This is a genomic window from uncultured Nostoc sp., from assembly GCF_964247315.1.
In the GTDB taxonomy this organism is placed as follows: Bacteria; Cyanobacteriota; Cyanobacteriia; order Cyanobacteriales; family Nostocaceae; genus Nostoc.
Map to the genome: position 1 here is coordinate 1 of NZ_CAXTTT010000123.1, position 12171 is coordinate 12171.

Below are 12171 nucleotides of genomic sequence, written 5' to 3' on the forward strand. Positions count from 1 at the left end.
ATTTTTGTACTTTATTAACTTGCAATCTACTGTATCTCGAATACACTAAAAAGTTATTCACCACTGATGATCTAGAAAATTTATTATGTCTTTTTTAGATTGGAAAAGTCGATTTTTCAGTAAGTTTAATCGCCGAGATTTAAGGACTAGCCAGTTAAGTTGGCTGATTATATCTGGCATCTTTTTATTTTTAGGAACTACTGGTGGTGTGGTGCAAGTTAAAACAGCACAGAAGTCAGGGTTCACACTACAACTTTTACATACTTCCGACCAAGAAGCAGGTGTACCCGCGCTAAAGGATGCACCGAATTTTTCGGCGGTGTTGAATGCACTCAAAAATCAGGATATTAATCGTGATGGTAAGCCTGATTATCCTAATACCTTAATCCTTTCATCTGGAGATGCTTATATTCCCAGTCCCTTCTTATTCGCCAGTGACACAGCTTTTGGTGGTCAGGGACGAGGAGATATCTTAATTCTAAATGCTCTTGGTTTTGGTGCGATCGCCTTTGGTAATCACGAATTTGACTTAGGTACGGGTGTCGTTGCTGACTTACTGAGCGCTAAAAAAGATTACCCAGGTACAAGATTTCCCTATCTCAGCACAAATCTCGACTTCAGCAGTGATAAAGACCTAGCAAAATTAGTTACTGCTGATGGACAAGAGGCAAGTAAAATTCCGAATAAAATTGCCCGTAGCACCATTATTACCGTCAATGGTGAAAAAATAGCTGTAGTTGGGGCGACAACTCCCACACTGCGGACTATTTCTTCTCCTGGTGGTGTGACTGTGTTGCCTAAAGAATTTAATGACCGCGATACCGCAGATATCGCCGCCTTAGCTGCTGAAATTCAAACTTCTGTTGATACACTGCTGACAAAAAATCCCAAGATTAATAAAGTCATTTTATTGGCACACATGCAGCAAATTGCCATTGAGCAAAAGCTAGCAACATTACTCAAGGGAGTAGATATTATTGTTGCTGGTGGTTCCAATACCTTACTAGCCGATAAAACAGACCGTCTGCGAGTGGGGGATAAATCTGCGGGAACTTATCCAATCATCAAAAAAGCCGCAGATGGTAATCCGATAGCTGTAGTTAATACCGATGGTAACTATCGCTATGTTGGTCGTCTAGTAGTTGACTTTGATGCTAATGGAGTAATTATTCCTAAAAGTATTGACCCCAAAATTAGCGGTGCTTATGCGACTGATTCCCAAGGTGTAGCAGCTGTGGGTGGAAAACCCGATGCCAAAATTGTCGCCATTACAGAAGTACTCAAAAAAGTGATTATTGCCCAAGATGGTCAGATTTTTGGGAAAACCAACGTTTTCCTCAATGGCTGGCGGGGTGATGTCCGCACCCAAGAAACCAATTTCGGGAATTTGACAGCCGAAGCTAATTTAGCGATCGCTAAACGATACGATCCTAAAACTGTCATTTCTATCAAAAATGGCGGTGGTATCCGTGACAATATCGGTATATATACTTTTCCCGCAGGTTCAACTCGCTCGCAGGATGTTATCAAACTACCACCCCAAGCAAATCCTGTAGCAGGCAAGAAAGAAAAAGAAATTTCCCAACTTGATATCACCAATGCTTTACGGTTCAACAATGGCTTGACTTTAGTTACTTTGAATGCTAAAGAACTAGTAGCAGTAATTGAACACAGTGTAGCAGGTATAGCGCCGGGTGCTACCCCTGGCAGTTTTCCCCAAGTAGCGGGATTAGCCTTTAGCTTTGACCCAAATTTGCCAGCAGGTAAGCGTGTTAAATTCCTGGCTATCAAAGATGGGAAAGGCAAAATTATTGATGTAGTGGTGAAAAATGCAGAGTTAGTGGGTGACTCTAATCGCATCTTTCGCACTGTAACCTTAGACTTCTTAGCAAGTGGTGGTGATGGTTATCCTTTTCCGAAAACAGAACGGGTTGATTTGATATCAAAAGATGCTAAACGCACAGGTTTAGCTACCTTTGCTGCTGATGGTTCCGAACAAGATGCATTAGCAGAATATCTGGCTGCTAACTTTAAGCAGATTCCATTTGCTCAGGAAGATGTACCAGCTAGCAAAGATACTCGCATTCAAAATCTGAAGTTGCGTAAAGATGTGGTATTTTGAATCAATGGTGACAATTCCAGTAATTGATTTTACTAATTTTACTAAGGGCAACGCAATAACTCAGCAAGCTGTCATTAAACAAATCTATGAAGCTTGTCATGAAATTGGCTTCGTATACTTACAAAATTCGGGAATATCAAAAGACCTAATCAAACAAGTATTCACTCACAGCAAATTTTTTTTCAATTTACCTTTAGAAGTTAAGCAAAAGCAAGCTTGGAGTGATGAATTTAGTAATATGGGTTACGTTGGGATTGAGAGAGAACGTCTTGACCCCAACAAACCAGGCGACTTAAAAGAGGCATTTAATGTAAACAAACAAGCGGTTACAGAGATAGATGCTTCTATTGTCACCTTTTATGATATTTGTACAGAACTTGCTAACACGATATTACAAGTTTATGCGTTGGCGTTGGAATTGCCAGAAGATTTTTTTACGATAAGACATAATCAACAAAATCATACCTTGCGACTATTACACTATCCCCCATCGCAGACACCAGCGAAACCCGGACAAGTGCGTGCTGGTGAGCATTCCGATTATGGCAGTATTACCTTACTTTTCCAAGATGACATTGGCGGGTTAGAAGTACAGACAGCATTTGGAGAGTGGATTGCCGCGCCTGCAATTCCTGATACTGTAATAGTCAATACTGGCGATTTAATGCAACGGTGGACAAATCATCGATTTTGCTCAACCAAGCATCGAGTAATGATTCCTAGTGATAATAGGGTAAATCAGTCTCGGTATTCTATGGCTTTTTTCTGTCATCCTAATGATGATACAGAAATTACTTGTTTGGAGAGTTGCCAGAAAGAACAATCGCCTATTTATCCCCCTATCCTTGCGGGAGAATATCTTTTAAGCCGTTTACAAGCAACATATTAGATGAAAACCTACGACTGGATTGTGGTTGGCGGTGGAATGACGGGTGCTGCACTCGCCTATGAACTTGCTAAAACTGGCTTTTCTGTACTTTTGTTGGAGCAAGACAACAGACCACAGAATGCAACTCGCTATAGTTATGGTGGGCTGGCCTATTGGTCGGGTACTACACCACTAACTCGGCGATTGTGCGAAGAAGCGATCGCACGTTACCATATCTTATCTCAAGAGTTAGACGCTGATATTCAATTTCGGGAATTAGATTTATTACTGACTATTTCAGCCCATAACGACCCAGAAGCAACTGCTGCATCATATAATCAGTTTGCCATTCCACCGCGTTTACTCAGTATCCAAGAAGCTTGTGAGTTGGAACCGCAGCTAAATCGAGAGGCGATATCTGGGGCTTTAACTGTCAAACACGGTCATATTCGCCCAGAAAAAACCGCACAAGCTTACATCCAAGCTTTTGAGCGTGCTGGGGGTGAAATGCAGATTACTCAAGTATTGCAAATATTGCAAGATGGCGTACAAACCACCAGTGCAACTTTTCACAGCGCTAACGTTGTCGTTTGTGCGGGTGGACTCAGCCGCCAGCTGCTCAAATCTGCTGGTGTTTCCATCAAGCTGTATTTTACCCACGAAGAAATCATTGAAACCTCACCCGTTGATGTCAAGTTACGCACCTTAGTTATGCCAGCGAATCTGCAACGGTTTCAACTAGAAGCTGAATCTACTCAAGTTGATGAATTATGGAATGAACTTGGTAATGAATTAGTACCAGCGATTTTAGATGTGGGTGCGATTCAGTTTCAAGATGGTAGTATCCGCATCGGTCAAATTAGCCGTGCGATCGCAGATCCTCATGCCAAGGTAAACTCAGACGTAAGCGAAAAATGGTTGCGAAAAAGTGTTGGTCAAATTTTACCAGCATTGGAGAATCTACCAGGGACTTGGTATCACTGCTTAGTCGCATTTAGTAGCAATCAACTCCCCTTAATTGGTGCTATCCCCGGATTTAAAGGCGTTCATGTTTTCTCTGGATTTAGCAATCCCCTAGTACTGATACCACCTTTGGCAAAGCGCTTTGCTAATTTTGCAACTGGCCAGGAAGATGAAATTATTACACAAATACTAATCTAAAAGCCCGCAGCGAAAAATATACATATAAATGAAGTACATTACTGATTTTATACCAATTCTCTAAAATAAAGCAACAGATATAAGCAGGGATTGCCTTGCTGCATCTAAATTTATCAATTGCGAATGTGCGAAAAAGCGAATTGCGAATTGGTATTAGTTCAATCTCATACTTGGTTAATTGACAATTGTGCATCTTATCTGTCTAAATAAATAATTAGAGTTTGCCTAATTTTCAGTAAAGGAATAGCAGCAATGTCTTCCATTGAGGACAATAAAATAATTGCTCAACGGTGGATTGAACTTATTAGCGAGCATAAAATCGAAGAAATTTGCGAGATAACTGCCCCGACTTGGAAAATACACGGTAGTTTACCAGGACTTCCTCTTGGCCCTGAAGGGGTACGCAAACTCTTTGATTCATTTGGGCCTATCCAGGAGAAATTGACAATTGAAGACATAATCGCTGAAGGTGACAAAGTTGTTGTGCGCGCGACTAATACCTGCATCCAGGAGAGTTTTTTTGGCATACCTAGTCGCGGACGTCAACAGATATTCACTGCTACGTTCATTCATTATATTGCCGACGGAAAGATAATTGAAACCTGGCGAAACGCTGACGATCTTGGACGGGTTCTTCAGCTTGGGGCACGGATTGAACCAGGAGTATCTGAGTAATAGCAGTGTAGGTGGAATATTTGAAACTGACTTAATGATTAAAACTATTGTTGTATTAACCAGGTATCTATTCAGCATCAACAATAATTTTGCGCAAAAAAAGCAGTTTTTAACTGTCTAGAATCAAAGATGTTCGTGGAAGAGAAAGGTTTTTTTCTTCCATAACGTATTGCATAGATATGAGAATATTTATAAAGTTAACAAAGCTTAATCTTAAAAAGTTTGTTTTTGTAATAAAAAACAAACTTTTTTGTATAAAGCGTCACTTTTTACTAGTAAACTATGGCACTAATATCACACTTTAAAGATTGATATTGTCAGCTTTCTATAAGTTGGCTGATTCCTCAAGAAGAAAATTCATAAAAAGATGAGAAAACAATTTAACCGACGCAAGTTTATAATTTACGGTTCTTTAACTTTTGGAAGCAGCTTTTTTTTGAAAGCTTGCGCAAACAATTCTCCAACTGCTACACAGAGTCCAGTTGCGCCTCCTGCTGCTTCACCAGCGGCGGCTACTGCTAGTGACACCATAAAAGTAGGTATTTTGCACTCTCTGAGTGGTACGATGTCTATTAGTGAAAAAAGCGTTGTTGATGCTGAAAAATTAGCAATCAAAGAAATTAACGCAGCTGGTGGTGTCTTAGGTAAACAAATTGAAGCAATTACCGAAGATGGTGCTTCTAACTGGGATACTTTTAGAGAAAAAGCAACCAAGCTAATCGATCAAGATAAAGTCGCTGTAGTTTTTGGTTGTTGGACTTCTGCTAGCCGCAAGAACGTTAAGCCAGTATTCGAGAGCAAAAACCACATGCTCTGGTATCCTGTACAATACGAAGGTCAAGAATGTTCTAAAAATATTTTCTATACTGGCGCAGCGCCAAATCAACAAATTGAACCATCTGTTGATTGGCTGTTAAAAAATAAGGGCAAAGAATTCTTCTTAGTTGGCTCTGACTACGTTTTTCCCCGGACTGCTAACACAATTATTAAAGCTCAACTAGAAGCTTTAGGCGGAAAAACAGTTGGTGAAGATTATTTACCTCTTGGTAACACAGAAGTTACACCAATTATCACTAAAATCAAGCAAACTTTGCCCAATGGTGGCGTGATTTACAACACCTTAAATGGTGATAGCAACGTTGCTTTCTTCAAACAATTAAAAGGAGCTGGATTGACACCAGAAAGATATCCTTCCATGTCTGTCAGTATTGCTGAAGAAGAAGTCAAAGCAATTGGCGTAGAGTATCTCAAAGGTCACTATGCAGCTTGGAACTATTTTCAAACAGTAGACACACCTGCTAATAAAAAATTTGTAGCAGCTTTCAAAAAAGAATACGGTGAAAACCGGGTAACAAATGACCCAATGGAAGCAGCATACATTGCAGTTTATTTGTGGAAGCAAGCAGTACAAAAAGCTGGTACTACAGACATAGCGAAGGTAAGTGCTGCGGCTTATGGTCAAACCATAGATGCACCTGAAGGGAAAGTGACAATGGATACTAATCATCACATATCTAAAATTGTGCGAATTGGTCAAGTAAGGCTAGATGGTTTGTTTGATATTGTCTATGCTACTCCTGCACCAGTTGAGCCAGTTCCTTGGAATCAATTTGTGAAAGAAACTAAGGGATTTGCTTGTGATTGGAGTGACCCTGCTAAGGGTGCTAAGTACAAGAAAGTTTAAATAATTCGTAATTCGTAATTCGTAATATTCTCGTTCCTAGTCTGAAACTGGGAACGAGGCACACGAGACACTAACTACTCGCTGATAGCTTTTGTGGAGAAATAAGTGTTAGCAGGATTCTTAGAAGCTGTATTTAATGGTATTAGTATTGGCGCTGTATTATTAATTGCTGCGTTGGGGCTGGCGATTATATTTGGATTGATGGGTGTCATCAATATGGCGCATGGTGAATTGATGATGTTCGGCGCTTATACAACTTATGTTGTGCAAAATGTTTGCAAACAATTGGGTGGGCTGTGGTTTGAAGTATATATATTTTTGGCTTTGATTATTGCATTTCTATTTACGGCTGCTGTGGGATTAATTCTAGAAAAAGGCGTGATTCGTTATCTCTATGGACGCCCATTAGAAACTCTATTGGCAACTTGGGGAGTAAGTTTAATTTTTCAGCAGTTTGTTCGCAGTGTAAATTGGGTATTGATAATTGGTATAGGTTTATTTTCTCTGCTGTTTTTTGGAGGTTTATGGATTTTAAATTCGCGCACTGATTTAGGAAGAGTTCGTAACTGGATTGTAGCGGTGATATTTTTATTATCGCTAGGGGTGACAATCACAACGGGCAATTTATTGAGCCAAACTTATCAGTTAGCAGTAACTCAACCTTGGTTTGGCGCTCAAAATGTAGATGTAACAGCACCGACTTGGTTACAAGCAGGGATGTCTTTAGGTGGTGTGCAATTACCCTTTGCCAGATTATTTATTATTGCTTTAACAATAATCTGTGTGGCGGGAATTTACTTATTTTTACAACGTTCTAGCTGGGGTTTAAGAATTCGGGCGGTGACGCAAAACCGAAGTATGAGTGCTTGTTTGGGTATCCCAACTCAAAAGGTGGATGCAATTACTTTTGCACTGGGTTCTGGTTTAGCTGGTGTGGCGGGATGTGCGATTAGTTTGCTTGGTTCTGTAGGGCCAAATACGGGACAAAACTATATTATTGATACTTTTATGGTGGTTGTCGTTGGAGGTGTGGGGAATTTAGCTGGGACGATTGTGGCTGCTTTGGGTATTGGTACGGCTAATTTTTTAATTGGTTCTGGTACTTTGGCTTTATTGTTGACTCCTGTTAAGCCTTTGGCTGATTTGTTTACTTTTTTTGCCACGACGAGTATGGCTAAGGTGATGGTGTTTGCGCTGATTATTGTGTTTTTACAGTGGAAGCCTGGAGGGATTTTTCCGCAGAAGGGACGTACCGTTGATGTTTGAACGAACCGCCAAGACGCCAAGGACGCAGAGAATGAGAAGAAAGGGAGGAGGGTTATTAATTGAGGTGGGGGTGGTGGTTACGATCGCACTTTTCCTCATTATCATTATGCCAGTGGTGCTGACGGAGTTTCGCCTGAATTTGTTGGGGCGATTTTTGTCGCTGGCGATCGCAGCTTTGGGTATTGATTTGATTTGGGGGTATACTGGTTTATTGAGTTTGGGACATGGTATTTTCTTTGGTTTGGGTGGATATGCGATCGCAATGTATCTGAAACTGCAAGTCCCTACTGGAGAATTGCCTGATTTCATGGGTCTTTATGGGGTTACGGAACTTCCCGCGTTTTGGCAACCTTTTTATTCTTTTCCTTTGACAATAGCTTTGGTGGTACTAATTCCAGGGTTATTGGCAGGATTGTTGGGATATTTGGTTTTCCGAAATCGTCTCAAGGGTGTTTATTTTTCTATCTTGACTCAAGCTGGAACTATTGTATTTTTCAATTTCTTTAACGGTCAGCAAAAACTTTTCAACGGTACGAACGGACTGATAGATTTTACAACTTTGTTTGGAGCAACGGTCAGCGATGCCAAAACGCAGTTTGTTTTCTACACGCTGACGGTAGTGTTTCTCGCAATCACCTACGGAATTTGTCGCTGGTTGACAACTGGACGCTTTGGGAGGTTGTTGATAGCGATTCGGGATGATGAAAGTCGGGTAAGATTTTCTGGCTATGACCCGACAGATTTTAAGGTGGTGGTGTTTGCAGTTTCTGGTGCGATCGCAGGTATAGCAGGAGCATTTTACACCATTCAAAGTGGTTCTGTATCACCCAGAGCAATGGATATTGCCTTTTCGATTGAGATGGTGATTTGGGTAGCTGTGGGGGGACGCGCTACTTTAATTGGGGCGATTGTCGGAACTTTGTTAGTAAATTATGCCCGCACTTTTTTAAGCGAACAATTTGCCGAAATCTGGCTATTTTTCCAAGGCGCACTATTTTTGATAGTCGTCACAGTCCTTCCTGACGGCATTGTGGGATGGTTGCGCAGTCAGAATATTTCTCTTTTCCACCGTCGTCAAGAAATTGCTACATATCCCATTTTGGAAGAAGACCCCGAAGTGCAACATGAACGCGAAAATATTGGAAACTGAAAACGTAACTGTTAGTTTTGACGGTTTTAAGGCTTTAAACCAGCTTAACTTTAGCATGGATGTGGGTGAATTACGAGTAGTAATTGGCCCTAATGGTGCGGGAAAGACAACGTTTCTGGATGTGATTACCGGGAAAGTTCAGCCAACCGTTGGGCGAGTTTTATTCAAAGGTAAAAACCTACGTTCTTTACCTGAATATAAAATTGCCCGATTGGGAATTGGGCGCAAGTTTCAAACACCCCGAATTTACTTAAACTTAACGCCCCGCGAAAATCTAGAAATTACCAGTAACAAGAAGAAAAATGTCTTTTCTACTTTGTTTGAAGGTTCTAATGCTGTTGAAAAGAATAATATTAAAGGATTATTAGAAACCATCGGTTTAACGCCGAAAGCAGACATCAGAGCCGCTTTACTTTCTCACGGAGAAAAGCAACGTTTAGAAATTGGGATGTTAGTAGCACAGTCGCCTGATTTATTACTCGTTGATGAACCAGTTGCGGGTTTAACAGATGAAGAAACTTACAACATCGGCGAATTACTTTTAGCATTAGCGCAGAGTCATTCAATATTAGTAATTGAACATGATATGGAATTTGTGCGCCAAATTGCTAAGAAAGTAACGGTGTTACATGAAGGTTCGGTATTGTGCGAAGGTAATTTTGAGGAAGTGCAAAATGACTCTCGTGTGATTGAAGTATATCTGGGAAAACAGGAAGATTAAAAAATGCCATAATACCAATTCGCAATTCGCAATTCGCAATTCGCAATTAAGAAATTGAAATTGTATCTAGGTTTCAAGGTTTGAATCTGTTGCCGAATTTTAGAGAATTGGTATAACTTCTCTTCTTTACGAGAGGCTGCGCCAATGAGATGCTAGCCATAGCTTGCTTCCCGGTAGGGGTACGTTAAGCTGCGCGATCGCATTTTCTATTTCCCTAGTAATTATGGTCGGTTTGCGCTGTTAAACACCTGCTCTACTGTTAGCGCCCAATCAGCAATTACTACTGATTCCATGCAAGTCGCACCTGTAAATACCTTATCCTCATATTGTCCCTCCACCCACTGGCAAATTGTAATTTGTTGTATCTGTAGGTCAACAATCCAATACTCTAATATTTCCCTAGCAGCATACTCTGTCCGCTTGTAGCGATAATCACGAACACTATTTGCCGTCCCCGGAGAAACAATTTCAATCACTAGCGCAGGCGGCGGCATATCACGGGTGAGGGTAGCGCGAGTAGCACCGATAAGGGAAGCATAAGATTCTTCTGTATGAACCATTAAGTCAGGTAAACGACATCTCGCGCGTCGCCCAGTTACCTCAATTTCTGTATCCTTGTGAGCAACTAAATAAAAGGGGAAATGTTTTAGTAGTTCAACGAATAGAAATCTTGCCAAATTGCTATTTTCCTGACTTTCTGGTGGGATCTCAACTAGTTCTCCATCCACCAATTCATAGCGCGTGTCTGTACCATCGTCATAGGTAAGATACTCCTCAAAGGTCAGCAGTTTTTGGGTTTTCGTCGTTTGGGTCATTTGCTTTAGCTAGCATCTATTATGAAGTATGAGCTATATATTCCAGTTAGCCAAACAGTCAGTAATTACATATGGTTTGTGCAAGATGTGGAGCATTGCTGGACACAGGGGATTTCTTTGATTAATTGAAATGCTTTTAATATTACCTTCCAGTAGCCTAACAACGCCGATGTACCCGCACACAATCAATATTTGTGGAGAAAAGCTATAATTGCCCTAGCTTTAGTTGAAATCGTTTATTCCTATGAGCCAACTGCTAACATTAGAACTAAGTGATGATGTCTATGCAGCTTTGCAGCAGCAGGCTGATGCCATCGGGCTTTCGGTAGCAGAATTGATTGTGACATCTCTTGATGGGCAGCATGGTCTTCTGACTGGTGCAAAGCTACAACCAGAAGTTCAGCCAGAAGAAGCACATCAACGGTTACTTAGTTATGCAGGTGCAATTAGCTTGGGTTATGCCACAGGTATAGATAACGAAAGCATTGATGCTGACTTGGCAAAAGCTTACACCAATGACTTTTAAGCATTGGAATGTAGATTATGCTGCTTGATACGTCAGGATTGCTCTGCTTTCTCCATAAAGATGAGCCACAACATGAAAGTGCAGTTGAACTGATTGCTACTACAAGCAGAACTCGGCTTACGCACAACTATGTTCTAGCAGAATTAGTGGCTCTAGCATTGGTTCGAGGCTTTTCCCGTTCAATTGTACTGTCATATAGCCTTGAACTGATCAACAATTCAAACGTTCAAATTGTATGGGTTGATAAGCCGCTACATCAAGAAGCAATAGATTTATTGTTAGCAAGACAGGATAAAACCTATTCATTATGTGATGCTGTAAGCTTTGTGTTGATGCGTAGGCAAGGAATTATGGAGGCATTAACAACTGATAAACACTTTGAGCAAGAAGGTTTTACTCGTTTGTTGCGGTCAGCAGGCTAACACTGCGCTGCGCCTCTGCGTGAAATTTTCATTTCTATATCTTCCATAGCAATTTCTAATGTCTGGCGATCAAATGGAAAATTTTGGACATCCCAATTGTGATAAAAAGCTTGCTTCAGCCAGAGGTAGAAGCGCCTTTGAGATTTTAGATTGTTCAATCCAAAATCTCAAATACAAAATGGTATTACCTCATTTTCTATGCAGTTTTCTCATTCTTATCTGATGCTTGTTCTGCAATATTTTTTAAGCGGCTCGATCTCATTTTGCGGATGCGATCGCTATTGCGAACACCACCTGCCATTTCATATTCAGCGCTGTCTTTACCGTACTTGATAGCAACCACCATTAACATTTTCTCAGAAAGCTGCTTCAAGTTTTTTTCCATCTGTTCAACTTCTGTTAAAGAAGAGTCAACTATAGCCAGAGCGCTATTATGAACATCAATTTTGTTACGTAACTGTTCGATTGACTCAATCAGTTTTTCTAAAGTATAATCTTCTTCAAATTTAATGCTTGGAACAATCGATTTCATCCCAGATGCTCTTAATTCAGCTTTTTCTAAAACGCGGGATGTACGTTTTTGACGAGACATAAATTTGCTCTTTTAAGATACTTCTAGAGCTAGCTTGCCTCAATTAAACCCGATTCCGGTTCAGCATAAATCACAATTTCTGATCGTAAAATTTTTAGCTTATATCAGTAATGTCTCGGTATATAATTACTCATATATGCAGGCAAGAGGTAGGAAACACGAGAGTAGT

13 protein-coding genes are annotated in these 12171 nt (G+C 40.5%); 10 read left to right on the top strand and 3 right to left on the bottom strand.

Features of this window, described 5'->3' with window-relative positions; genetic code table 11:
* Positions 1-85: 85 nt before the first annotated feature.
* From ACFE93_RS27910 to urtD, 8 genes are all read left to right on the top strand, one after another.
* The gene (locus ACFE93_RS27910) at positions 86-2122 is read left to right on the top strand and encodes a bifunctional metallophosphatase/5'-nucleotidase (protein ID WP_375478262.1); all 2037 of its coding nucleotides are present in this window, start codon (positions 86-88) and stop codon (positions 2120-2122) included.
* A 4-nt stretch (positions 2123-2126) separates the two neighbouring features.
* Positions 2127-3011 carry an isopenicillin N synthase family dioxygenase gene (locus tag ACFE93_RS27915; RefSeq protein WP_375478310.1) on the top strand — a complete coding sequence of 295 codons (885 nt, stop codon included), beginning with the start codon at positions 2127-2129 and terminating at the stop codon, positions 3009-3011.
* On the top strand, positions 3012-4151 hold the full coding sequence (locus tag ACFE93_RS27920; RefSeq protein ID WP_375478264.1) for an NAD(P)/FAD-dependent oxidoreductase: 1140 nt from the start codon (positions 3012-3014) through the stop codon (positions 4149-4151).
* A 252-nt stretch (positions 4152-4403) separates the two neighbouring features.
* Positions 4404-4826 (top strand): ester cyclase, encoded by a 423-nt coding sequence (locus ACFE93_RS27925; protein WP_375478266.1) that lies wholly within the window; start codon positions 4404-4406, stop codon positions 4824-4826.
* 367 nt (positions 4827-5193) lie between these two features.
* Complete coding sequence (gene urtA / locus ACFE93_RS27930; RefSeq protein ID WP_375478268.1) at positions 5194-6510, top strand: urea ABC transporter substrate-binding protein; 1317 nt, start codon at positions 5194-5196, stop codon at positions 6508-6510.
* A gap of 105 nt (positions 6511-6615) precedes the next feature.
* On the top strand, positions 6616-7776 hold the full coding sequence (gene urtB, locus ACFE93_RS27935) for an urea ABC transporter permease subunit UrtB (RefSeq protein ID WP_375478270.1): 1161 nt from the start codon (positions 6616-6618) through the stop codon (positions 7774-7776).
* Positions 7777-7807: 31 nt separating this feature from the next.
* Complete coding sequence (gene urtC, locus ACFE93_RS27940) at positions 7808-8926, top strand: urea ABC transporter permease subunit UrtC (RefSeq protein WP_375478272.1); 1119 nt, start codon at positions 7808-7810, stop codon at positions 8924-8926.
* Entirely contained in the window at positions 8901-9647 is a 747-nt protein-coding gene (urtD, locus tag ACFE93_RS27945) for an urea ABC transporter ATP-binding protein UrtD (protein WP_375478274.1), read from the top strand. The genes urtC and urtD overlap by 26 nt, the downstream gene beginning before the upstream one ends.
* Positions 9648-9868: 221 nt before the next feature.
* On the opposite strand, the gene ACFE93_RS27950 is transcribed toward urtD, so the two are convergent.
* A complete protein-coding gene (locus ACFE93_RS27950) occupies positions 9869-10462 on the bottom strand; it encodes a Uma2 family endonuclease (RefSeq protein WP_375478276.1) in 594 nt (197 codons plus the stop codon).
* Between the two features lie 244 nt (positions 10463-10706).
* On the opposite strand from ACFE93_RS27950, the gene ACFE93_RS27955 reads away from it, so the two are divergent.
* Together ACFE93_RS27955 and ACFE93_RS27960 are read left to right on the top strand one after the other, a co-directional pair.
* Positions 10707-10988, top strand: a complete 282-nt coding sequence (locus tag ACFE93_RS27955; RefSeq protein WP_375478278.1) for a hypothetical protein — start codon at positions 10707-10709, stop codon at positions 10986-10988.
* Positions 10989-11005: 17 nt separating this feature from the next.
* The gene (locus tag ACFE93_RS27960; RefSeq protein WP_375478280.1) at positions 11006-11410 is read left to right on the top strand and encodes a type II toxin-antitoxin system VapC family toxin; all 405 of its coding nucleotides are present in this window, start codon (positions 11006-11008) and stop codon (positions 11408-11410) included.
* Here the strand turns inward: ACFE93_RS27960 and ACFE93_RS27965 are convergent.
* Positions 11407-11568 carry a hypothetical protein gene (locus ACFE93_RS27965; protein WP_375478282.1) on the bottom strand — a complete coding sequence of 54 codons (162 nt, stop codon included), beginning with the start codon at positions 11566-11568 and terminating at the stop codon, positions 11407-11409. The genes ACFE93_RS27960 and ACFE93_RS27965 overlap by 4 nt on opposite strands.
* Before the next feature lie 38 nt (positions 11569-11606).
* Entirely contained in the window at positions 11607-12002 is a 396-nt protein-coding gene (locus ACFE93_RS27970; RefSeq protein WP_375478284.1) for a hypothetical protein, read from the bottom strand.
* Between the last annotated feature and the right edge of the window lie 169 nt (positions 12003-12171).

What these genes read in the sequence shown, in the direction of transcription:
- ACFE93_RS27910 (WP_375478262.1), top strand. Translation starts at nt 86, where the DNA reads ATGTCTTTTTTAGATTGGAAAAGTCGATTTTTCAGTAAGTTTAATCGC.
- ACFE93_RS27915 (WP_375478310.1), top strand. Translation starts at nt 2,127, where the DNA reads ATGGTGACAATTCCAGTAATTGATTTTACTAATTTTACTAAGGGCAAC.
- ACFE93_RS27920 (WP_375478264.1), top strand. Translation starts at nt 3,012, where the DNA reads ATGAAAACCTACGACTGGATTGTGGTTGGCGGTGGAATGACGGGTGCT.
- ACFE93_RS27925 (WP_375478266.1), top strand. Translation starts at nt 4,404, where the DNA reads ATGTCTTCCATTGAGGACAATAAAATAATTGCTCAACGGTGGATTGAA.
- urtA (WP_375478268.1), top strand. Translation starts at nt 5,194, where the DNA reads ATGAGAAAACAATTTAACCGACGCAAGTTTATAATTTACGGTTCTTTA.
- urtC (WP_375478272.1), top strand. Translation starts at nt 7,808, where the DNA reads ATGAGAAGAAAGGGAGGAGGGTTATTAATTGAGGTGGGGGTGGTGGTT.
- urtD (WP_375478274.1), top strand. Translation starts at nt 8,901, where the DNA reads ATGAACGCGAAAATATTGGAAACTGAAAACGTAACTGTTAGTTTTGAC.
- ACFE93_RS27950 (WP_375478276.1), bottom strand. Translation starts at nt 10,462, where the DNA reads ATGACCCAAACGACGAAAACCCAAAAACTGCTGACCTTTGAGGAGTAT.
- ACFE93_RS27955 (WP_375478278.1), top strand. Translation starts at nt 10,707, where the DNA reads ATGAGCCAACTGCTAACATTAGAACTAAGTGATGATGTCTATGCAGCT.
- ACFE93_RS27960 (WP_375478280.1), top strand. Translation starts at nt 11,006, where the DNA reads ATGCTGCTTGATACGTCAGGATTGCTCTGCTTTCTCCATAAAGATGAG.
- ACFE93_RS27970 (WP_375478284.1), bottom strand. Translation starts at nt 12,002, where the DNA reads ATGTCTCGTCAAAAACGTACATCCCGCGTTTTAGAAAAAGCTGAATTA.